Annotated in this window: 19 protein-coding genes; 14 read left to right on the forward strand and 5 right to left on the reverse strand. The window is 68.4% G+C overall.

The features are described 5' to 3' along the window. Window positions 1-3 precede the first annotated feature (3 nt). Window positions 4-1,827 (reverse strand): type VII secretion AAA-ATPase EccA, encoded by a 1,824-nt coding sequence (gene eccA / locus RJ05_RS04185; protein WP_036533339.1) that lies wholly within the window; start codon window positions 1,825-1,827, stop codon window positions 4-6. Between the two features lie 240 nt (window positions 1,828-2,067). On the opposite strand from eccA, the gene eccD reads away from it, so the two are divergent. From eccD to RJ05_RS04200, 3 genes are read left to right on the forward strand one after another with little or no spacing between them, the layout of a single operon-like run. Further along, the gene (gene eccD, locus RJ05_RS04190) at window positions 2,068-3,540 is read left to right on the forward strand and encodes a type VII secretion integral membrane protein EccD (protein WP_036533309.1); all 1,473 of its coding nucleotides are present in this window, start codon (window positions 2,068-2,070) and stop codon (window positions 3,538-3,540) included. Beyond that, a complete protein-coding gene (gene mycP, locus RJ05_RS04195; RefSeq protein ID WP_051016219.1) occupies window positions 3,540-4,997 on the forward strand; it encodes a type VII secretion-associated serine protease mycosin in 1,458 nt (485 codons plus the stop codon). Before eccD ends, mycP begins: the two co-directional genes overlap by 1 nt. Before the next feature lie 9 nt (window positions 4,998-5,006). Continuing rightward, a complete protein-coding gene (locus RJ05_RS04200) occupies window positions 5,007-9,068 on the forward strand; it encodes a type VII secretion protein EccC (protein WP_036533313.1) in 4,062 nt (1,353 codons plus the stop codon). A 64-nt stretch (window positions 9,069-9,132) separates the two neighbouring features. On the opposite strand, the gene RJ05_RS04205 is transcribed toward RJ05_RS04200, so the two are convergent. Then, window positions 9,133-9,705 carry a GNAT family N-acetyltransferase gene (locus RJ05_RS04205; protein ID WP_036533315.1) on the reverse strand — a complete coding sequence of 191 codons (573 nt, stop codon included), beginning with the start codon at window positions 9,703-9,705 and terminating at the stop codon, window positions 9,133-9,135. Between the two features lie 2 nt (window positions 9,706-9,707). Further along, window positions 9,708-10,511 carry a GntR family transcriptional regulator gene (locus tag RJ05_RS04210; protein ID WP_036533318.1) on the reverse strand — a complete coding sequence of 268 codons (804 nt, stop codon included), beginning with the start codon at window positions 10,509-10,511 and terminating at the stop codon, window positions 9,708-9,710. Window positions 10,512-10,682: 171 nt separating this feature from the next. Between RJ05_RS04210 and RJ05_RS04215 the strand changes: the two genes are divergently transcribed. Further along, complete coding sequence (locus tag RJ05_RS04215; RefSeq protein ID WP_036533320.1) at window positions 10,683-11,183, forward strand: DUF4254 domain-containing protein; 501 nt, start codon at window positions 10,683-10,685, stop codon at window positions 11,181-11,183. Window positions 11,184-11,246: 63 nt separating this feature from the next. Here RJ05_RS04215 and RJ05_RS32725 read toward each other — a convergent pair whose 3' ends face one another. Next, window positions 11,247-14,882, reverse strand: a complete 3,636-nt coding sequence (locus tag RJ05_RS32725) for a MinD/ParA family ATP-binding protein (protein WP_280215324.1) — start codon at window positions 14,880-14,882, stop codon at window positions 11,247-11,249. Between the two features lie 283 nt (window positions 14,883-15,165). Here RJ05_RS32725 and infA point away from each other — a divergent pair, with 283 nt between their 5' ends. The 9 genes from infA (at window position 15,166) to RJ05_RS04265 (ending at window position 20,894) form a co-directional block, all read left to right on the forward strand. Then, window positions 15,166-15,387: a translation initiation factor IF-1 gene (infA, locus tag RJ05_RS04225; RefSeq protein ID WP_003418601.1), complete on the forward strand. Its 222-nt coding sequence runs from the start codon at window positions 15,166-15,168 to the stop codon at window positions 15,385-15,387. Window positions 15,388-15,531: 144 nt separating this feature from the next. Next, entirely contained in the window at window positions 15,532-15,645 is a 114-nt protein-coding gene (rpmJ, locus tag RJ05_RS04230; protein WP_003938068.1) for a 50S ribosomal protein L36, read from the forward strand. Window positions 15,646-15,860: 215 nt separating this feature from the next. Next, a complete protein-coding gene (gene rpsM, locus RJ05_RS04235; protein WP_014349146.1) occupies window positions 15,861-16,232 on the forward strand; it encodes a 30S ribosomal protein S13 in 372 nt (123 codons plus the stop codon). A gap of 9 nt (window positions 16,233-16,241) precedes the next feature. Next, window positions 16,242-16,655: a 30S ribosomal protein S11 gene (rpsK, locus tag RJ05_RS04240; protein ID WP_014349147.1), complete on the forward strand. Its 414-nt coding sequence runs from the start codon at window positions 16,242-16,244 to the stop codon at window positions 16,653-16,655. Between the two features lie 22 nt (window positions 16,656-16,677). After that, window positions 16,678-17,283, forward strand: coding sequence for a 30S ribosomal protein S4 (rpsD, locus tag RJ05_RS04245; RefSeq protein WP_036533322.1), 606 nt, complete (start codon window positions 16,678-16,680; stop codon window positions 17,281-17,283). Window positions 17,284-17,386: 103 nt separating this feature from the next. After that, window positions 17,387-18,445, forward strand: a complete 1,059-nt coding sequence (locus RJ05_RS04250; protein WP_014349149.1) for a DNA-directed RNA polymerase subunit alpha — start codon at window positions 17,387-17,389, stop codon at window positions 18,443-18,445. A gap of 49 nt (window positions 18,446-18,494) precedes the next feature. Continuing rightward, window positions 18,495-19,040, forward strand: a complete 546-nt coding sequence (gene rplQ, locus RJ05_RS04255; RefSeq protein WP_036533324.1) for a 50S ribosomal protein L17 — start codon at window positions 18,495-18,497, stop codon at window positions 19,038-19,040. Window positions 19,041-19,148: 108 nt separating this feature from the next. Further along, entirely contained in the window at window positions 19,149-20,006 is an 858-nt protein-coding gene (truA, locus tag RJ05_RS04260; protein WP_081597161.1) for a tRNA pseudouridine(38-40) synthase TruA, read from the forward strand. Window positions 20,007-20,063: 57 nt separating this feature from the next. Continuing rightward, a complete protein-coding gene (locus RJ05_RS04265) occupies window positions 20,064-20,894 on the forward strand; it encodes an LLM class F420-dependent oxidoreductase (RefSeq protein WP_036533329.1) in 831 nt (276 codons plus the stop codon). A 33-nt stretch (window positions 20,895-20,927) separates the two neighbouring features. Here RJ05_RS04265 and RJ05_RS04270 read toward each other — a convergent pair whose 3' ends face one another. Continuing rightward, on the reverse strand, window positions 20,928-21,371 hold the full coding sequence (locus tag RJ05_RS04270) for an Hsp20/alpha crystallin family protein (RefSeq protein WP_036533331.1): 444 nt from the start codon (window positions 21,369-21,371) through the stop codon (window positions 20,928-20,930). A gap of 221 nt (window positions 21,372-21,592) precedes the next feature. Between RJ05_RS04270 and RJ05_RS04275 the strand changes: the two genes are divergently transcribed. Then, window positions 21,593-22,614, forward strand: a 1,022-nt coding sequence (locus tag RJ05_RS04275; RefSeq protein ID WP_036533343.1) for an MFS transporter, incomplete at its 3' end; no start/stop codon positions are given.

Below are 22,614 nucleotides of genomic sequence, written 5' to 3' on the forward strand. Positions count from 1 at the left end.
CCGTCAGGACACCCCGAGCGAGGACAGCACCCCCGCCAGCGCGGCCTCCATGTCCGGTGCCTCGATCCGCATGAGCACCGATTCATCGACCGCGGTCAGGTCCAGCGACTCGTCGTTGGCCAGCCGGAACTCGCGCTCCTCCTCGGCCGCCTCGATCACATTGCGGACGAAGCGGCCGTTACCGGCCAGGTCGATGCCTCGGCGCGGCTGGCCGCTCTGGTCGGTGCGCTCGGAGTTGTAGAGCCGCTCGCAGGCCTGCTCCAGCAGCCGCACCGCGTCCTCGGACAGCTCCGAATCGCGCGAGGAGGCGATGAGTTTGCCGATCTGCCCCAGTTCGGGCGGGGTGTAGGAGGGGAACTGAAGGCGTTTGGCGAAACGCGAGGCCAGGCCGTCATTGGCGGCGAGCAGCCGGTCGATCTCGCCGTCGTAGCCCGCGATGATCACCACCAGCCGGTCGCGGTCGTTCTCCATCCGGGCCAGCAGCGTGTCCACCGCCTCGCGGCCGAAGGCGTCACCGCCGGACAAGCCGGTCTGGATCAGCGTGTAGGCCTCGTCGATGAACAGCACGCCGTCCATCGCGGTGTCGATCAGCTTGTCGGTCTTGATCGCCGTACTGCCCAGATGCTGGCCGACGAAATCCATTCGCTTGGCCTCGACCACCTTGTCGGTTTTGAGCAGGCCGACGCCGCAGTAGATCTTGGCGACCACCCGCGCGATCGTCGTCTTACCCGTTCCCGGCGGACCGGTGAAGGCCAGGTGGTTGCCGCGCGGCACGCTCGCCATGCCCTTCTCGGCCCGGATCTTGGCCAGCTGCGCCGTCGCTTGTAGCTTCGCGACCTGCGTCTTCACCGCTGTCAGGCCGATCTGTCGATCGAGTTCGGCGCGGGCCTCGGTGAGGATCTTCTTGGCCCGGTCCTCGGCGTCGGCGGTTTGCAGCTGCTCCACCGACGGCGCCGAGGCCGGATCCCAGCGGTCGGTGCGGGCGTCGATGGACTCCTTGGTGGTGATGGTGATGCGATAGCTCTTGTCCCGCATCGCCTCGGTGTTCGCGGCGAAGTCCGGTGCCTGCGAATACACCTGCTCGAACAGCGCCTGGGCCTCGTCCTCGCTGCCGGTTTCGCGCAGGCACAGGCCGCGGCAGAACATGGCCGTGGTCCGCGCGGCCGGAATCGGCCCGTTCTCGGCCTGCTCCATCCGCCGGATCGCCTCGCCGAACAGCCCGAGCTGGGCGCACGCCGAACCGACCATGACGTGCGCGCCGGTCGCCAGGTACGGGTCCTCCCATTCGGCCGATCCGGCCAGCACCGACATCACATCCGGCCAGCGCTGGGTGTTGAAGTGCAGCACGCCGCGGATATAGGCGCTGATCCGGTCGTCGATCTCACGATCGGGATCCGACAGCATGCCCGCCCGGTATTCGGCCAGTTCGTCGAGCACCCGCTCGGCCTCGTCGTACTGCTTGCTCCCGATCAGGTTCGCGGCGTACGCGAGCCAGATCTCGGTGTAGCTGGCCAGCGGATAGTCGATGTAGAGCCCGGAGACGAACCGTCCGGCCAGCGCCCGCGGCGCCAGGCCGAGCCTGCGCTGCTCCCGGTAGAGCGTGCTGGTGCTGGTGCGATGCAGGTTCCGGATCACCTCATCGGTGACCTCGCCCGCCGCCGCCCGGCCCAGCCAGGCATCGCACATGGTCGGATCCCATTCGGTGGCCCGCTGAAAAGCCAATTTCGCGTACTCGAGATCACGCGTCGATTCCTGCCCATCAATGCTCAGCCCGAGGGACAGGATTCCGGCATCGAAGGCGCGCTGTGCTTGACGGTTGCCGGTCATTGCATGGAACCCCGAAATCTTCATAACTGCGGCGGACACGGACGAGTTCGGCCCGGCCGCGACATAAATCGCGTCGGCATGGCCTGTCCGATACATTATTGTTCGCTGCCGGTAGGTTGCAACGTGGTCCGGTCGCAATATCGACCCGGTGCCGCGGAGTCGCTCACCGGTGGTTCGACGGGTAGGAATCCGGTCGCGAGTGTCTGAAACGTGCAGGAAAGAACTGGGGTCGTTCGACAATTGACCGAGACGTTGAGCAGCGGCGCCGGTACCGCTGAGCCAGAACTGTGCCGGGTTTCCGTCATCGGGGGAAATACCCAGCTCGATGTCGGGCTGCCGGCCACTGTGCCGATCGCGACCTTCATGGGTGATCTGGTGGCTCTCATCGAGTCCCGTAACCCCGCACCCGTCGACACCGAAGACGGCGGTGCCCCGCTGCAGACCAAGCACTGGACGCTGGCCCGGCTCGGCCGCGACGCCATCGCACCCAGCCGCACGCTCACCGAGGCCGAGGTCTTCGACGGCGAACTGCTCGTCCTGCGTTCGGTGAGCGCCAAGGAATCGCCGGCGCTGTTCGATGACGTCATCGATGCGGTATCGCGCCTGACCGCCAACGACTTTCGCGGCTGGTCGCCGAGTGCCGCGCGCTGGACCGGCCTGGTCGCCTCCGTGGTTGCCGCCGTGCTGGCGCTCGCGCTGTTCGCCGCCGGCCGCGCCGACGGGCTCGGCATCGCCGCCCCGTTCCTGGCCACCGGGGTGGGTATCGGCGCCGCGGTGGCCGCCGCCATCGCCGCGCGCAAATACGACGATGAACTCACCGCGGTCTGGTTGTCCTTCGGCGCGCTGCTGCTGTTGTTCGGCGGCGCCGCGCTGTTCGTGCCGGGCGATCTCGGCAGTCCGCATCTGCTGCTGGGTTTTTCGGTGACGCTGGTCGCCGCTGTCGCTGTCTACCGCGCCACCGGCACCGGCGCCACGCTGTTCACCGCCGCGATCACGGTCGCGGTGTGCGGGGGTGTGGCCGCGCTGGTGCGCATGGTGTGGGATCCGGCGCTGCCGAAGATCGGCGCGGGCCTGCTGGTGGCGGCGATCGTGCTGATCTCGGCGGTACCGCGACTGTCGGCGGTGCTGGCTCGGCTGCCCGTGCCGCCGGTGCCCACCGCGGGCGGTGCGATCGACCCGGCCGATCATGAGCAGCGCCCGACCATCGAAGGCATCGGCGCGATCGGCGCCACCGCGCTGCCGTCGGCGGCCGGGCTCGGCCGCCGGGCACGGGTGGCCAACCAGTATCAGACCGGCCTGCTGATCGGTTGCGCGATCGCCGGTGTGGCCGGTGCGCTCGGTGCCGCCGACCCGCTGGGCAATGCCCGATGGCAGGGGATCGCACTCGCGGTGGTCACCGCCATCATCCTGTGCCTGCGCGGGCGGGCCTTCGCCGATCTCGCGCAGGCCGCCACCTTGATCATCGCCGGCGCGACCATCGTCGCCGCGCTGCTCGCCGGGCTGGCGCTCGGCGGTGCCGATCCGCTGCTCAGCGGTGGGCTGCTGCTCGCGCTCGCCGTCGCGGTGGTGGTGTTCGGCGTGATCGGCCCGCACATCGAGATCACCCCGGTGACCCGGCGTTCCGGCGAGATCTTCGAGTATCTGCTGATCTGCACGGTGATCCCGCTGGTGCTGTGGATCATGGGCGTGTATGCGATGGCACGGAATATCTGATGCCCGCATCCGCGAGCCGATCGTTCTGTTCCTCCGGCCCGCTACGGCGCACGTCGGCGGTGGTCGCGGCGGCGGTGGTGCTCGGTCTGTCGGTCTTCGGCCCGCCCGCTCCGGCCGCCGCCGTCGGTCCACCGCAGATCGATCCGGGCGCGCTCGGGGCGGCGCAAGCGCTCAGCGGCCGCCCGGCCCCGCTGGAACCCACCGAACAGCGGTCGGTCTGTGCCGAACCGGTGCTCAACGGCGGTCCGCCGGCCGAGGTCCCGGTGTCGCAGGCCGTGCTCGACCTGCCCTCGGCCTGGCAGTTCAGTCGGGGTGCCGGGCAGAAGGTCGCGGTGATCGATACCGGCGTCAACCGCCATCCTCGGCTGCCCGCATTGCAGGCCGGCGGTGATTACGTCTCCGGCACCGACGGCACCGTCGACTGCGACGGGCACGGCACTCTGGTCGCGGGCATCATCGCGGCACGGCCGAGCCCCGACGACGCCTTCGCAGGGGTGGCGCCGGAGGCGGAGATCCTCACCATTCGGCAGCTGAGCCTGGCGTTCGAGGCCAAGGATCGTCGCGGTTCGCAAGAAACTCCTGGCGCCATCGCCAGCGCGGGCTACGGCAATGTGCTCACCCTCGCCGCGGCCGTCGTGCGCGCCGTCGACCTGGGCGCCACGGTGATCAACATCTCCGAAGTAGCTTGTGCCGCAGCCGGAATCGACACCGTCGACGAACCGCTCGGCGCGGCCGTCAAGTACGCCTACGACCGCAACGTCGTGGTGGTCGCGGCGGCGGGCAACCTCCAGACCGACGGCGCCTGCAAAGCGCAGAACACCGGGTCCGGCTGGCCGGGGGTGCAGACGGTGGCGAGCCCGGCCTGGTTCGACCCGTATGTGCTCTCGGTCGCCTCCGTCGACCCGAACGGCGTCGTGTCCGAACTGTCGCTGAACGGCCCGTGGATCGGAGTCGCCGCCATCGGCCGCCAGATCGTCTCCCTCGACAGCAAACCCGGTGGTGCCGGCCTGGTCGACGGCGTGCAGACCGCCGAAGGCATCAGCCCCATCGAGGGCACCAGTTTCGCCGCGCCCTATGTCGCGGGTCTGGCCGCGCTCGTCCGTTCCCGTTTCCCGGAACTGACCGCCGCCCAGGTGATCGACCGGATCAAACGCACCGCTCACGCGCCGGGGCCCGGCCGCGACGACCGCATCGGGCACGGCCTGATCGACCCGGTGGCGGCGCTGACCGCGGAACTGCCGGACCAGCCGATCAGCGAGGGCGCCGACGTCCCGAGCCCGATGGCGCAGCCGTGGCGCCCACCCGGCCCGGACCCGCTGCCCCGCCGCATCGCCGCCATCGGCGCGATCACCTGCCTGGCCGTGCTGGGCATCGGCACCGCGCTGTGGATCCCGTTCCGCCGCCGCGACGACGACGCCGACATCTCCGACCTCGATCAGGAAGCAACAGAGGGGTAGCGGACCGCCATGGTTACCGAAGGTTTCGTGCGACGCCCGAGGATCGCGCCGCCGCGCGCACCCGGCGGCGAAGTCGCCTTGAACTCGCCGCCGGAGATCCCCCGGCCGCTGCCCGCTCCGCTGCTGGTCAAGCTGATGCCGGTGGTGATGCTGGTCGCCGTCGTCGGCATGATCGCGATGATGGCGATGATGGGCCGCAACCTGTTCGCCAATCCGATGATGATGATGTTCCCGATGATGATGATCATGTCGATGGTCGGCATGATGATGGGAATGCGCAGCGGCGGCGGACCGAAGTCGGCGGCCGAGCTCAACGAGGAACGCAAGGACTACTTCCGTTACCTCGACCAGATGCGAAAAGACGTGCGCCGCACCGGAAGCAAACAGCTCGAGGCGCTGACCTGGAGTCACCCCGAGCCGATGGATCTGCGCTCGGTGATCGGCACCCGCCGGATGTGGGAACGCCGCCCGGCCGACCCGGACTTCGGGCACGTCCGCGTCGGCATCGGCAGCCACCGGCTGGCCACCAAACTGGCGCGCCCGGAGACCGGCCCGCTCGAGGACCTCGAACCGGTGTCGACGGTGGCGTTGCGCCGGTTCGTGCGCACCCATTCGGTGGTGCACCGGCTGCCGACGGCGGTCTCGCTGCGCGCCTTCCCCGCCATCAATATCGGCGGGGAAACCGAGGAGGCACGCACCCTGGTGCGGGCGATGCTGATGGAACTGGCCGCCTTCCACGGCCCCGACCACGTCGCGATCGCCATCGTCTGCGCCGACCCGGACGGACCCCACTGGGAATGGGCGAAATGGCTTCCGCACCTGCAACATCCGACGATGCGCGACGGCATGGGCTCGGCCCGGATGATGTACGGCTCGCTGGGTGAACTGGAAACCGCGCTGTCGGCCGAGCTGATCGAACGCGGCCGGTTCATGCGCAACCCGCAGCCGACACAGGGCAGGCTACATCTGGTGGTCGTCATCGACGACGGCTACGTCAACGGCACCGAACGCCTGGTCAGCGAATCCGGCCTGGACTCGGTCACCGTGCTCGACCTCACCGCACCCGAGGACGGGCTCGCGGTGCGTCGCGGCCTGCAACTGGTGGTCGCCGACGGCGACGTCAGCGCACGCAGCGCGGCGGGCACCGAGAAGTTCGCCACCGCCGACGAGGTCAGCATCGCCGAAGCCACCGCCTTCGGTCGCAGCCTTGCCCGCTACCGCATCGCCACCGCCGCCCAGATCGTCAGCCTCGGCGACGAGACCAGGTCCGATCCGGGTTTGATGGCGCTGCTGAAGATCCCCGACGCCGCGCAGATCGAGGCGTCGAAGGTGTGGCGTCCGCGTACCGCCCGCGAACGGCTGCGGGTGCCGATCGGCGTCACCCCAGACGGCACACCGGTCGAGATCGACATCAAGGAGTCGGCCGAGAACGGCATGGGCCCGCACGGGTTGTGCATCGGCGCGACCGGTTCCGGCAAATCCGAGTTCCTGCGGACGCTGGTGTTGTCGCTGGTCACCACGCATTCGCCGGACTACCTCAATCTGGTGCTCGTCGACTTCAAGGGCGGCGCCACCTTCCTCGGTCTCGATCCGCTGCCGCATGTCGCGGCGGTGATCACCAACCTCGAGGAAGAGCTCTCGATGGTCGACCGGATGAAGGACGCGCTGGCCGGTGAGATGAACCGGCGCCAGGAGTTGCTGCGCGCGGCAGGTAATTTCGCCAACGTCACCGAGTACGAGAAGGCGCGTGCGGCGGGCGCTCAGCTCGATCCGCTGCCCGCCCTGTTCGTCATCGTCGACGAGTTCTCCGAGTTGCTCTCGCAGAAACCGGATTTCGCGGACCTGTTCGTGATGATCGGCCGCCTCGGCCGGTCGCTGCACGTGCATCTGCTGCTGGCCTCGCAGCGCCTCGAGGAGAACAAGCTGCGCGGCCTGGACTCGCACCTGTCCTACCGGATCGGCCTGCGGACCTTCTCCGCCAACGAATCCCGCGCCGTACTCGGCATCACCGACGCCTACCATCTGCCGGGCATCCCGGGCTCCGGCTACCTCAAAAGCGACGCCGACGACCCGTTGCGTTTCAACGCCACCTACGTCTCCGGGCCCTACGTCTCACCGACCGGCACCCGCGAGGCCGGCGGCAGCGTCAGCGGCGGGCAGGCGCCCGCGATATTCACGGCCGCACCGGTGGAGATGCCGGAACGGCTCGAGCCCGCACCCGAACCGGCCGGCCCACCCGGACTGCCGGAGCTGCCGCCACCGCCCGGCGCCGAGACCGAGGACAAAGAAGAGGGCCTGCCCGATTCGCTGCTCGAGGTCGTGGTCAAACGGCTGACCGGGCACGGACGCCCGGCGCACGAGGTGTGGCTGCCGCCCTTGGACGAATCGCCGACCGTCGACATGCTGCTGCCCGATCCGGACTGGCGTTCCCCGGTCAACCGGCACGGGCAACTGTGGATGCCCATCGGCATCATCGACAAGCCCTACGAGCAGCGCCGCGACGTGCTCACCATCAACCTGGCCGGCGGTCAGGGCAATGTCGCCGTGGTCGGCGGTCCGCAGTCGGGCAAGTCGACGACCATGCGCACCATCATCATGGCCGCGGCCGCCACCCACACCCCGGAGCAGGTGCAGTTCTATTGCCTGGACTTCGGTGGTGGCAGCATGACCGGCCTGTCCGGCATCCCGCACGTCGGCTCGGTGGCCGGCCGCCTGGACCGCGACCGGGTGCGCCGCACCATCGCCGAGCTGACCTCGCTGCTCACCCAGCGCGAGGAACGCTTCACCGAACTCGGCATCGAATCCATGGTGGAGTTCCGTCGCCGCAAATACGCCCAGCTCGAAGCGGCCGCCAACGGCAACCCGCCGGCCCCCGACGATCCGCTGGCCGCCGACCAGTTCGGTGACGTCTTCCTGGTCATCGACGGCTGGGCGGCGATGCGCGAGGAATTCGACACCCTGGAACCTGCCGTCAACGCGATCGCCCAGCAGGGCCTGTCCTACGGCATCCATCTCATCCTCGGCGCCTCGCGCTGGGGCGAGATCCGGCCGGTGATCAAGGACCAGATCGGCACCCGGCTGGAGCTGCGCCTCGGCGATCCGTCGGATTCGGAAATGGGCAGGCGCACAGCGGCCTTGGTGCCCGTCGGGCGCCCGGGCCGCGGCCTCACTCCCGACGAGCTGCACATGCTGATCGCCTTGCCGCGGCTGGACTCCGACTCGGATCCGACCACCCTCACCGACGGTGTCGCGGCGGCCAAGGAGCAGTTGGTCCAGCTGTGGGGCACCCGGCGTGCGCCCGAGGTGCGGATGCTGCCGCTGGAGATCTCCCGCGATCAGGTGCTCGCCATCGCCCGTGCGCACGGCGTCCAGCAGAGCGCGACCAAGGTCGTGGTCGGGCTCGGCGAGAACGAATTGGATCCGTTCGTCCTGGATTTCGACGCCGAACCGCACTTCATGGCCTTCGCCGACGTCGAATGCGGCAAGACCACCCTGCTGCGCAATATCGCCATGGGTGTGGTGGAGAACTCCGCGCCCGGCGAGGCCAGGATCATCATGATCGACTACCGCCGCAGCCTGCTCGGCGTTGTCCCCGACGAACGCCTGGCCGGCTACTCGACCTCCTCGCAGACCAGCGGCCCGATGATCACCGAACTGGCCCGCTACCTGTCCAAACGGATCCCCGGTTCCGACATCACCCCGCAGCAGCTGCGCGACCGCAGCTGGTGGGAGGGCCCGGAGATCTATGTCCTGGTCGATGACTACGACATGATCACCGCGGGCACCAATCCGTTGCTGCCGCTGCTGGAATATCTGCCGCAAGCCCGCGATATCGGCCTGCACCTGGTCGTCACCCGCCGCATCGGCGGCGTCTCCCGCGCCCTCTACGACCACGTGCTCGGCGGCATGAAGAACCTGTCCGTCGACGCGCTGATCATGAGCGGCCCACGCGACGAAGGCAAACTCATCGGCGACGTCCGCCCCACCAAACTCCCACCCGGACGCGGCATGCTCGTCTCCCGCACCCGCGGCCAAGAGATGATCCAGATCGCCCATCTGCCACCGCTGTGAGGAGCCGCTCGGCCGCCCCGGCCGCGACCGGCGCCCTCTCTGGAACCCGCGGTTCGGCGGAACGCTAGCCGTGCACCGGGGTGAACACCGGCGCGTGATCGGCGCGGACCGGCGCCCAGGAGTCGGTACGGCGTTCGAACAGTGCGCGGGAGGGACCCTGGGCGGCCGGGCCGGCGATGCGGGCCAGGCGGAAACCCGCGCTGCGGTAGTAGGCGTGCAGGTCGGTGTTGGTGGTCCAGGCGTCCAGGCGCACCCAGTCGCGGCCGTACTCGCGGGCCAGCTCGCCGGCGTGCGCCAGCAGGCGGCGGCCGACGCCACGGCCCGCGTAGCGCAGGTCGACGATCATGTAGTGGACGATGACCGCGTCCGAGAGCTCCTCGGGCTCCCAGAGTCCTTGATCGGCACGATCGTTCACCGTGATCGTCCCCGCGGGCCTGCCGCAGACCTCGGCGATCCAGGTTTCCCCGGCGTCGAGGCAGTGGCCGACCGACCGGGCGAAGATCTCGATCGGCAGACCGCGCCCGGCAACGGTCCACTGATCCGAACCGCGCGCGCTCAGCCAGGCGGTGCGCTGTACTCGAAGCCGGCAGATCGTTCCGAGGTCGGCGAGGACCGCGGGCCGGATGACCACGGTCATGGCTACGCGATGCCGGGCCGATAAGAGCTGCCGAGGGCGCGGCGGATCACGGCCGTGCCCTCCTCATCACCTAGTTCATAGGCCAGCCGGTTACGGGTGGCGATGGAACGATGCCTGGTGGCGCGGGTGACGCGTTCGTGATTGGCGCCGATCCGAAGATGATCGAGCAGGATGGTTCCGGTGGCGACTCCGAGCACAATGGCCTCCTCGGCGGTAGCGGGCCGGGCGACGACGGTATCGCGATGGGCGGTCTCGGCGTGGCCACGATCGGCCAGTCGGCGAGTCGTCCCCTCGGGAATGTCGTGCGGTGAGTCGATTCCGGTGGCTTCGGCGAGATCACGCGGATAAAAACTGACCTCCCAGGACCACGGTTCGTTATCCAAATACTGGACGACCGTGCGGGCCAGCACCCAGGAATCAGCCGGAACGCCCAGCCATTGCGCCACTTCCGTACCGGCAGGCTCCATTCGGGCGCTGAATTCTTTGCTGGGTTCGCGATCCGCGGCGCGCGCGATCTCCTCGAAAATGTCATGTGCCGACCGTGGCCGATTCGGTCGGATATGATCTGTGACCACGGATTCGAGTACTTCCTGGTTTCGGACCAGCGTTCCGCGGGAAGTAGCTGTGTAGACAAGATTCTCGGTGACCAGGACCTGAATTGCGTTGCGCGCGGTAGTGATCGAAACCTGCATCTGATCGGCCAGCTCGGCGTGACTGGGCAGTCGATCACCCGGCTTCCACCTGCCTGCGCGGATCTCCTCGCGGAGGAGGTCTGCGATCCGGTGATACGTCGGACCGTCCGCCATCTTGCTCCTCGGTTGGTCGTGCAGGTAACGAAGTGTACACTTTTCGGCCCACTACGGCCCGATTACGCTTGACAGGGGTTTTCCGAGGTTTATTGTAATGAACGTACTGATCCGGTGTTGTGCGGCGATGACGGCGAGGCAACCGTGGCAGGTTCGGATACAACAGTCGTAATGGCTCTTCCCGGCACTCAGCGAAGTGCCGATCCGGTGGCGCAGCCCCAGATTTCCGGGCCGCTGCCGACCTCGGATCTACTTGTCAGAGCGTGCCGAGGGCACCGTGTTATCGGCGGTCAGCTGCTCTGGTATGCCCGTGACCTGGCAATACTGCATGAGAGACGGCTGGTCGGCCGGGGCGGATCGATCGACACCCGGCCGTCGACGGTCGTCGAAATCGAGCGCCGCCGAGGCGAATTGGTCATGGCGATCGACGACTGGGTGGTGCGCAACGTCCCCCAGCACCGGCTGGGCGCCACCCTGCACACCGAGACCATCGGCGCGGTGATCGACCGGCTGGCCGAGGCGTCCGTGCGCGCCCATCACGCGTTGATGACCCTCGACGCACACGATGATCTGCTGCACAGCGCCTGGCACCACCTGGCCGAACTGGCAGACGCCTACGACGACCTGGTGCGCGACGTCTTGGCCGGGCGACGCCGGCTGCCCGAATGGTGAACCGGCGGGCCGGCAACGCGACATCCTGAGTAGGTCGCGGCCGGATAACGGCCGCGACCTTCGTCAACCCCGGTAACGGCGGTGATCGGTCGCGAAATCGTCGGCGACCGTCGCCGCCAGTTCCACATAGGCCCGCTTGGTCTGCTTGTGCAGCCGGTGCAGATCGATCTCGGCGCCCTCGGACATGTGCTGGTCGAACGGGATGATGTGCACCGCGCGGCAGCGCGACAGGAAGTACTCGCGCAGCTGCTGGATGCCCACATTCGGCGATCCGGCACGCGGAGAGTTGATCACCACCACCGCGTTTCGCACCAGATGGTCGTGCCCGTGCAGCGACAACCAGTCCAGCGTCGCGGCGGCACTGCGGGCGCCGTCGATCGCGGGCGAGGAGATCAGCACCAGCGAATGCGCCAGCTCCAGCACACCGGCCATGGCCGAGTGCATCAGACCGGTGCCGCAGTCGGTGAGGATGATGTTGTAGAACCGCTGCAAGATCCGCGCGACGGCCCGGTACTCGTCCTCGTTGAACGCCTCCGACGCCGCCGGATCACGTTCACTGGCAAGCACTTCGAGCCGACTGGTGGCCTGCGAGGTGTGCCTGCGCACGTCCGAGTAGCGCTGGATCGAGGAATCGAGCAGCAGATCGCGCACCGTCGACCGGGTCTGCAACGGCACCCGCTGCGACAGGGTGCCGAAGTCCGGGTTGGCGTCGACGGCGATCACCCGGTCGCCGCGGATCGAGGCGAAGGTCGAGCCGAGCCCCATGGTGGTCGTGGTCTTGCCGACACCACCCTTGAGCGAGAGCACCGCGATGCGGTAATCCCCGCGCACCGGCTGCCGGATCCGCGCCACCAACTCCTGCAACCGGCGTTCCTCGGCCGACATGCCCGGGTTGATGGCGCCACCCGACACATGGTGCACCGCCTTGCGCCAGCCGGACCCCGCGGGCTTCTTGGCCGCGCGGCCGCGGATCGGCACATTGTCCAGCGACGGCGGCAGCGGGGGCCTGCCCTGCTCACCCTGCCACTGCTGCGGCGCGGGATGCTGCTGCGGCGGTGCGGGGTGGTTCGGTGCCGAATGCGACGGCGGGCCGGGCGGCTGAGCCGGGTGCGGCGGCTGTACGGGATGCTGTGGCGCCGAAAGGTATTGCGACTGCGGAGGCGGTGCGGAGTGCGGCGCCACCGGAGGCTGGTTCGGCGCCATCGGACCGGGCGCCTGCCCATACCCCTGTGGTCCCGGCATCTGATCGGTCGGCGCGCGCATGGGTGCGGGATTGTGCGGTGCCGGAGTATCAGGGCCCGGCGAGACCGGGCTCTGCCACTGCGGGCCGGGTCGACCCTGCTGGGCGACTGTTGCCGGGCCGGTCTGCCACGGCTGTCCGCCCGCTCGGTCGTCGGCGGTCGGAATCTGACCCGCCGATACCGAGTGCGCGCCCTCGGGTGCAGAGTGCCACTGCTCCCGTCCAGGAGCCGGTTCACTCACCGGCGCTTCGAAGGAACGCGGCGGCTGCGCGATGGGTGCTGCGCGCACCATCGATTCGGCTGCGGGCTGCCCGGTATGCCACGACTGTTCGGCGTTCGGTGCCGCTTGCTCGCTGCCGCTGACGGGCTGGGACGGCAGTGGGTGGTCGAAGCCGGACGAATGTGTCGTAGCCGCGGTGTGCGGGTTCTGCGCTCGGGCCGGTACGCCACCATCGGCCGCGACAGCCGGCGGTGCCTGCTGTGGACGTGCCTCGGCAGCCTCTGCCGGGTCGGTCCGGACCTGGTCGGCTGACGCGTCGACACCCTCGGACGGCAGCCAGTGCCGCCCACGGGTGGCCGATACGGCAGTGTCCGTCGGGCCTGGCCGCCCCTCTGCAGCCGGTGCGCGGTTCGGATCGCCGACCTGCTCGACGGTGCCCGCCTGCGCTGAGCGGGGTGCGTCATCAGGGCGGCGCGTCGCGACCTCGTCCGGTGTCGACGGGATCTGCGGTACACCGGTCGCGGAATCGGTCGGCGCATCGCTCGGAGCGCCCTGATCGCCGGCAACGGGAGTCGGCGCCGAATCGCTCGCCGTGACGTCGGCCACCGATTCGGCTGTGTCCGTGGGACTTTCGTCCGGGGTGGGCGGTGGCGGCAGATCCGGCAGCCGTGGCAGCGGACGCTGCGCCGTCGGCTGTTCCGGTGTATTCGCCGAGTCCGCGGGTGCGAGCCACGCCGGCGGTGCGTCGGTGGACCGCGAGCTCGCGGCCGACGCCGATGCCTGCGAGTCGGACGTGCGATTCGGCGTCACGTCGCCGGGGGCCTGCGCTGCCTGCGGACGCCCGGCTTCCGGGATCGCGCTGCCTTCACCGGTCCCGCCGCTGTCGGCCGCCCGCCCGCCTTCGGTGGTCTGCGGCCCTTCCAACCACGACGGCGGCTCCGCGGTCGGCGTTGTTCCCGCATGCCCGACAGCCGACGCGTCCGGTCCCTGCGATGCGCTTTCCGAGGACGACCGCTCGAGGATCGGTCGATCGGCCGTCGAGGCCTGACCGGTCACCGAGCTGTCCGGCATCATGGACGCCTGCGACGACCGGCTCGCGACCGAACGGTCGCGCTCGGCCGTCGAGGCGAGCTCGGAAGACGTGCCGGTTCCGCGATCCGGATCCAGCGCCGCGCTGTCCGAAGCCCCGCCGTCGGCATCCCGGGAGGTCGGAGTCGCACCCTCGATCGGACCGAGACGTTCCGGCGGCGACGTCGGAGTCTGCGGCGGCGCGACCGGGGTATGTGGCGCGAATGTGCTGGCCTGCGGGGGCGCGACCGGGATCTGTGGGGCGGACGCGTGTGCCTGCGGCGGCGTGATCGGGATCTGTGGCGCGGACGCGTGTCCCTGTGGCTGCGGATCCTGCTGCGGCGCGACCGGGATCTGCGGCGAAGAGGCGTGTGGCTGCGGCGCGACCGGAGTCTGCGGCGCGGGTGCCTGCGTGTGCGGCGGAGTCGGGACCTGCGGTGCGAGAGGGGTCTGTGGTGCGACGGGAGCCTGCGGTGGGGCGGGCGGGGTGGGTCGGTTCGTGCGCGGGCCCAGATGGACCGTCGCCTCGGTCGAGATCGACTGCTGATCGGCCGGGGGCTGCGGTGGCCGCGGCCCGAGCGGCTGGAACTCGGCCGGCGGCTCACTCGGGGTGCGGGTCGGCAGGTGTGTGGGCGGCCGCTCACCGGTCTGCGCCGGTCCCTGCTGCCATGAGTTGTCCGGGCCCTGGCGGTAGGGGTGCTGGGCGGGACCGGGGCGATGGGGATCGGCCGGGCCTGAGTCGGATCGATCCGAAGGCCGGTAGTCGGCGGGTGCCGGGCGCTGCTCGGGCGGCGGGCCGCTCTGCCATCCGCCGTCCGGCCGCTGGAGCTGCTGCGGCGGGTTCGACCATTGATCTGCGGGTCGCGACGTGCGAGGCCCGTCCTCGTGGCGCTCGTCCGCGTGCTCCTCGACCTGCTGGTCGTCGTTCTTGTCCCGGCGCCAGGGCTTGCGGCGCTTCTCCTTGCGGGGGCCGGGGGCGTCGGAACGGTCGCCCTCGGGAGCGGGCCGCTTGAAGCGGCGCTTGGGGGCGGGGGTGTCCTCGATCAGTTCGTCGTGCGGAAGGTTCTGAACCGGTGGGGCTTCGTAATCGATCTGCTGCCCGACCTGGGTGACCTCGCTGTCGGAGAGCCACGGCGGCAGCATGGGGAGGCCGTCATTGCTGCGGCTCACGCATCCCCCTCTGATGTGCTGGACCTCGGACAGCGGTCAGTTTACGCGACAGCTGGGTCTCTTCGCGGGGCAGGCAGTGCCCCGTTGGGAAGGCTCGCTACCCCCGCGTCCGGGCGTGTTTTGCCCGATCGGGCGCCTACCGGTAAGCTTGAGCGGCGGTGCACCTATGCGCCGACTGTTCGCATGCGACCGGTCCGGGCTCAAGCAGTCCATACCGACCGGTTGCATTCGGGCGGTAACCACCAATCAGACCAGGTTGAGCATAACCGGGATCGCGGAGGATATGGCGAAGAAAGACGGGGCCATCGAGGTCGAGGGTCGAGTTGTCGAGCCGCTGCCCAATGCGATGTTCCGGATCGAGCTCGAGAACGGGCACAAGGTTCTCGCGCACATCAGCGGCAAGATGCGGCAGCACTACATCCGCATCCTGCCGGAGGACCGCGTGGTCGTCGAGCTCTCGCCCTACGACCTGTCCCGCGGCCGTATCGTTTACCGCTACAAGTGAGTCGGCGAGCGATCCCTGCTCGCGATTGGCTGCCCCACAAGACTTCCTCGATCCGCGGACCGAGGGAAACAGGAATTCCCCAGTCGTCAGACTGGGGAAAAACTGTGTTCACACCCGTGTGAACCACAACAAGATTGGACGGACGTGAAGGTTCAGCCGAGCGTCAAGAAGATCTGCGAGAAGTGCAAGGTGATCCGCCGTAACGGCCGGGTCATGGTGATCTGCGAGAACCTGCGTCACAAGCAGCGTCAGGGCTGACACCAGCCAAGCACCGAACGCGGTTCGGATTGGCACACCAATTGAATGGGCGAGCGCCACTCGCCCGAGAAGAACTCCCAGCTCCAGCCGTGCACTGCGGAATTCGGGTTCACCCCCGAGGTGCATGAGCCAACCCCCGGTACGGAGGCCGGGGCCCCGCCACGACGAGGGGACGGACAGGGAGCAGACCTCCGCAACGATTAAGGAACTGCCACATGGCACGTCTCATGGGCGTCGATCTCCCGCGCGAAAAGCGCATGGAGATCGCACTGACCTACATTTTCGGTATCGGCCGTACCCGCGCCAAGGAAATCCTGGCGGCGACCTCGGTCAGCCCGGATCTGCGGTCGAAGGATCTGACCGACGACGACCTGACCAAGCTGCGCGACTACATCGAAGCCTCGGAGTTCAAGGTCGAAGGTGACCTGCGCCGCGAGGTGCAGGCCGACATTCGTCGCAAGATCGAAATCGGCTGCTACCAGGGCCTGCGTCATCGTCGCCACCTGCCGGTGCGCGGCCAGCGCACCAAGACCAATGCGCGCACGCGCAAGGGTCCGAAGAAGACCGTCGCCGGCAAGAAGAAGTAGGGATAACCGATGCCTCCGAAGTCACGGGCCTCCGGCCCCAAGAAGACCCAGAAGTCGCGTCGCCGGGAAAAGAAGAACGTCCCGCACGGCCACGCGCACATCAAGTCCACGTTCAACAACACGATCGTGTCGATCACCGATCCGTCCGGCAACGTCATCTCCTGGGCGTCCTCCGGCCACGTCGGTTTCAAGGGTTCGCGCAAGTCGACCCCGTTCGCCGCGCAGCTGGCCGCCGAGAACGCGGCCCGCAAGGCGCAGGAGAACGGCGTCAAGAAGGTCGACGTGTTCGTCAAGGGCCCCGGTTCGGGCCGCGAGACCGCGATCCGTTCGCTGCAGGCCGCCGGCCTGGAAGTGGGCACGATCTCCGATGTCACCCCGCAGCCGCACAACGGCTGCCGTCCGCCCAAGCGGCGTCGCGTCTAACGGGAAAGGAAGGTAGACCACAATGGCCCGTTACACCGGACCCGCAACGCGCAAGAGCCGTCGCCTCCGCGTCGACCTGGTCGGCGGCGACCAGGCGTTCGAACGTCGCCCCTACCCGCCCGGCCAGCACGGCCGCGCGCGGATCAAGGAGAGCGAATACCTGCTCCAGCTGCAGGAGAAGCAGAAGGCCCGCTTCTCCTACGGCGTGATGGAGAAGCAGTTCCGCCGGTACTACGAAGAGGCCAACCGCCTCAAGGGCAAGACCGGTGACAACCTGCTCCGCCTGCTCGAAACCCGTCTGGACAACGTCGTGTACCGCGCCGGTCTGGCACGCACCCGCCGCCAGGCCCGCCAGCTGGTCAGCCACGGCCACTTCCTGGTGAACAACCGGAAGGTGGATGTTCCCTCCTTCCGCGTCACCCAGTACGACATCATCGATGTCAAGGAGAAGTCGCTGAACACGCTGCCGTTCCAGGTGGCGCGTGAGACCGTCGGCGACCGTCCGGTCCCCGGCTGGCTCCAGGTCATCCCTGGCCGCCTGCGCATCCTGGTCCACCAGGAGCCCGAGCGCGCCCAGATCGATGTGCCGCTGCAGGAACAGCTGATCGTCGAGTACTACTCGAAGTAACAGCCGCTCCGCTGCTGGTGCGTGATCGTCCATTCCGGGCGATCACGCACAACCCTTAGACGAGGCGTCAAATAGCGGGCGCCCACAAAGGAGGATGATCCACATGCTGATTTCCCAGCGTCCGACCCTGACCGAAGAGGTCGTGGCGGAGAACCGCTCGAAGTTCACCATCGAACCCCTCGAGCCGGGCTTCGGTTACACCCTCGGCAACTCGCTGCGCCGTACCCTGCTGTCCTCGATTCCGGGGGCCGCGGTGACGAGCATCCGCATCGACGGTGTCCTGCACGAGTTCACCACCGTCCCCGGTGTGAAGGAAGATGTCACCGACATCATCCTGAACCTCAAGGGCCTGGTCGTGTCCTCGGAGGAGGACGAGCCGGTCACCATGTACCTGCGCAAGCAGGGCCCCGGCACCGTCACCGCCGATGACATCGTCCCGCCGTCCGGCGTCGTGGTGCACAACCCGGACATGCACATCGCCACCCTGAACGACAAGGGCAAGCTCGAGATCGAGCTGGTCGTCGAGCGCGGTCGCGGTTATGTCCCGGCGGTGCAGAACAAGGCGTCCGGCGCGGAAATCGGCCGGATCCCGGTGGACTCGATCTACTCCCCGGTGCTCAAGGTGACCTACAAGGTCGAGGCCACCCGTGTCGAGCAGCGCACCGACTTCGACCGGCTCATCCTGGACGTGGAGACCAAGAACTCCATCAGCGCCCGGGACGCGCTCGCCTCGGCGGGCAAGACCCTGGTCGAGCTCTTCGGCCTGGCCCGTGAGCTGAACGTCGAAGCCGAAGGCATCGAGATCGGCCCGTCGCCGGCCGAGGCGGATCACATCGCCTCGTTCGGTCTGCCGATCGAGGACCTGGACCTGACGGTCCGGTCCTACAACTGCCTCAAGCGCGAGGGTGTGCACACCGTCGGCGAGCTGGTCGCACGCACCGAATCGGATCTGCTGGACATCCGTAACTTCGGCCAGAAGTCCATCGACGAGGTCAAGGTCAAGCTGCACGCGCTCGGCCTCTCGCTCAAGGACAGCCCGGCTTCGTTCGACCCCTCCAGCGTGGTGGGTTACGACGCGGCCACCGGCACCTGGTCCGACAGCGGCAACTTCAGCGACAACGACGGCGGCGAGCAGGACTACGCCGAAACCGAACAGCTCTAGGCCGCTGGGGTAGGCGCCCCGGAACGGTCTTACTCAAGGAGAACCAACAATGCCCAAGCCCAAGAAGGGTGCCCGCTTCGGCGGGTCGGCGTCGCACCAGAAGGCGATCTTCGCCAATCTGGCCACGGCGCTCTTCGAGCACGGTCGGATCACGACCACCGAGGCCAAGGCCAAGGCGCTGCGCCCGTATGCCGAGAAGCTTGTCACCAAGGCGAAGGGCGGCACTCTTGCCGACCGTCGCGAGGTGCTCAAGGTGATCCGCAACAAGGACGTCGTGCACTCGCTCTTCGCCGAGATCGGTCCCTCGTTCGAGGGTCGCGAGGGTGGCTACACCCGCATCATCAAGGCGCTGCCCCGCAAGGGTGACAACGCTCCGATGGCGATCATCGAACTGGTCCGCGGCGAGACCGTGACCAGGGAAGCCGATCGCGCCCGTCGCGTGGCCGCGTCCAAGAAGACCGAGGCGCCCGCCGCCGAAGCCGCCGAAGCTCCCGCTGAGGCCGCCGACGACACCGCCGCCGAGGCTGCCGAGGAGAAGACCGAGGCTCCCGAGGCCGAGGCCACCGCGGACGAGAAGGCCGACGACAAGGCGTGAGTCGTGGTCCCGGTTCGCCCGGGATGCGCGTGACGCGTTGAATTCGCCGAACGAGCCCGTCTACCCGTTCCGGGTGGGCGGGCTCGTTCACTTTCCGAGGAGGCCGTGGTGAGCGGGCAGGACGCGAACGAGATCGAGGCGCCGGGGACCACCCGGTACCGGCTCGACATCAGTTACGACGGGACCGATTTCATCGGCTGGGCCCGTCAGCCCGGGCTGCGCACCGTGCAGGGCGTGCTGGAGGAATCGCTGGGCAAGGTGCTGCGCGAGACCGTCCAGCTGACGGTGGCCGGGCGCACCGACGCCGGCGTGCACGCCGAAGGTCAGGTCGCGCATTTCGATTCCGCCGCCGCGATCGATCCGGGAAAACTCGTGCATCGCATGGCGCGGTTCCTGCCGAAGGACGTGCGCATCAAGGATATTCGCGTCGCGCCCGCCGATTTCGACGCACGCTTCTCGGCGGTCCGCCGCCATTACGCCTACCGGTTGACCACCGCCCGCTACGGCGCCGAACCGTTGCAGGCGCGCGGTGTGGTGCCGTGCCGGCCCGATCTCGATGTGCACGCCATGCGGGCTGCTTCCCGGAACCTGCTGGGCCTACACGACTTCGCAGCTTTCTGCCGCCGCCGCGAAGGCGCGACGACGGTGCGTGAACTGCAACGGTTCGACTGGACCCGGGAAGGCGATCTGCTGACGGCCTACGTCAGCGCGGACGCGTTCTGCTGGTCGATGGTTCGCAGTCTCGTCGGCGCGGTGCTCGCGGTGGGGGAGGGACGCCGCGTTCCGGAATGGACCGCCGAGTTGCTGACCGAGCGCACCCGCTCGAGTGCGGTGACGGTGGCGCCCGCGCACGGGCTCAGCCTCATCGCCGTCGACTATCCGGCCGACGCCGAGCTCGCCGCTCGTAACGCGCAGACCAGAGAGATGCGCACGGTCCCCGGTGAGGGTGGTTGCTGCGGCAGCTGAGGTACGGCCGACGTGCCCGTGGAAATAATCTCGCCCGCACCGTAGTTCGCATCGAATATGACTATCGACGGGCTCGGAAAGTTCGGGGTGTGGCGCGGCTACAAGGGCGTCACGCCCGACGAAGCGAAGGAACTGGCGGAGCTGGGCTACAGCACCCTCTGGCTCGGCGGTTCGCCTCCGGCGGAGCTGCCCGGCGTCGAGGAGCTGCTGGCCGCCACCGAAAACCTGACCGTGGCCACCAGCATCGTCAACATCTGGACCGCGCCGGCCGCTGAGGTCGCCGAATCGTTCCACCGTCTCGAGGACCGCTTCCCGAACCGGTTCCTGCTCGGTATCGGCGCAGGCCACCCCGAGTTCAACGACCCCTACCGCAAGCCCTTCGACGCTCTGGTCGAATACCTCGACGAACTGGACAAGGCCGGTGTGCCGCGTAGTCGCCGGGCGCTGGCCGCGCTCGGACCGCGAGTTCTGCAGCTGGCTGCCGAACGCACCGCGGGCGCGCTGCCGTATCTGGTCCCGCCGGCGCATACCGCCTTCGCCCGGGAGACGCTCGGACCCGCCGGGCTGGCCGTCGAGCAGAAGTTCGTGCTCGACGAGGACGCCGAGCGCGCTCGCGCCACGGCCCGTCCGGTCGTGCAGATGTATCTGGGACTGGGCAATTACGTGCGCAATCTGCGCAAGTTCGGATTCACCGAAGCCGACGTCACCGCACCCGGCAGCGATGAACTCATCGATGCGCTGGCGGTGCACGGCTCCGCGGCGGTGGTGGCCGAGCGGCTGCGCGCCCACTTGGACGCGGGCGCCGACCATCTCGCGGTCCAGCCGCTCGGCCCCGATTACCTGGCCGACCTGCGGGCGCTGGCGCCGGCGCTGATCACACCGGCCTGAGCCGCCGCTCGCCGCAGGTAATCCGGTTCGAGATCAGCTCGATCCGGCCTCGATCGTCCGCTGCCCCGAGCCGCCGCCGGTGATCTCGATCCGGCGCGGCTTGGCGCGTTCGGCGATCGGCAGGGTCACCGAGAGGACCCCGTTGTTGTAGGTGGCACTGATGTTGTCGGTATCGACGTTGTCGCCGAGGGAGAGCTGCCGCATGTAGGTGCCCGAGAAGCGTTCGGAGGCGATCCACTGGACGCCTTCCTCACTCGGAGCGGTGCGCTGGGCGCGCAGGGTGAGCGTGCCGTTGTCCACGCTCACATCGACCGAACCGGGATCGACACCGGGAAGGTCGGCGTTGAGCACATAGTGGTCGCCTGCCTTGAACAGATCCATCGGCATGAAACGCGGTGCGCGGCCGGTGCCGGTCGCTTCACCGAGCAGCTGGCGGGCTACAGCATCGATGTCATGGAACGGATCGAACCTCAGCACAGCAATCACCTCCGTTTTCGTTCCCGACGGCGACCGCCACGGCGACGGGCGCCGGAAGCTGTGCACCACCAAAGTTAGCACTCTCGACCCGAGAGTGCTAGATCCGGCGCGATCGTCCTAAGGGAAAGTTAGGAACCGCCCGCGCGACTTCCCTCCGGCTTGTGACTGCCGACACAGTGGACTCCGACGGCGCAAAGCCGCGCCGATAGAGGAGGGTCCAAGTGACAACGACACAGGCCGGTGGTGAACGGCGAGTAGTGGCGAACGTGCTGCGCGGATCGATCGGCAACCTCGTCGAGTGGTACGACTGGTACGTCTACGCCGCGTTCAGCGTCTACTTCGCGAAGGCGTTCTTCCCCGACGGCGATCCGACCGCGCAGCTGCTCTCGACCGCGGCGGTGTTCGCGGTCGGGTTCATCATGCGCCCGATCGGTGGCTGGGCGCTGGGACGCTACGCCGATCGCTTCGGCCGCCGCTCGGCGCTGACTCTCTCGGTGACGGTGATGGCCGCCGGATCGCTGATGATCGCGCTGACCCCCGGTTACCAGACCATCGGCATCGCTGCGCCGGTGATGTTGCTGCTGGCGCGGCTGCTGCAAGGACTTTCGGTCGGCGGCGAGTACGCCACCAGCGCGACCTACCTGTCGGAGGTGGCCTCGGCGGGCCGGCGCGGCTTCTACTCCAGCTTCCAGTACGTGACGCTGGTGGCGGGCCAGCTCACCGCCCTCGGTGTGCAGATCGTGTTGCAGCAGATCCTGACCTCGGAGCAGATGCACAGCTGGGGCTGGCGGATCCCGTTCCTGATCGGCGCGGGTGGCGCCATCGTCGTGATGCTGCTGCGGCGCGGTATGGACGAATCGGAGTCGTTCAAGGCGGTGGCCGGAAAGCCGGAGTCCACCGAGCCCACCGCGAGCAGCTCGCGCGGTTCACTGCGGGTGCTGCTGCAGTACCCGCGCGAATGCCTGCTGGTGGTGGGTCTGACCTTGGGTGGCACCGTGGCGTTCTACACCTACACCACCTACATGCAGAAGTTCATGATCAACACCTCCGGTATCTCCAAGGACACCGTCGCCTGGATCAACTTCGCCGCACTGCTGGTCTTCGTGGTGCTGCAGCCGCTGGCCGGTGGCCTGTCCGACCGGATCGGACGCCGCAAGCTGCTGATCTTCTTCGGTGTCAGCGGCACGCTGCTGACCGTGCCGATCATGATGGTGCTCGCCCACACCACCAACGCCTTCGCCGC

The sequence above is a fragment of the Nocardia cyriacigeorgica NBRC 100375 genome (genome assembly GCF_000308555.1).
Lineage (GTDB): Bacteria > Actinomycetota > Actinomycetes > Mycobacteriales > Mycobacteriaceae > Nocardia > Nocardia cyriacigeorgica.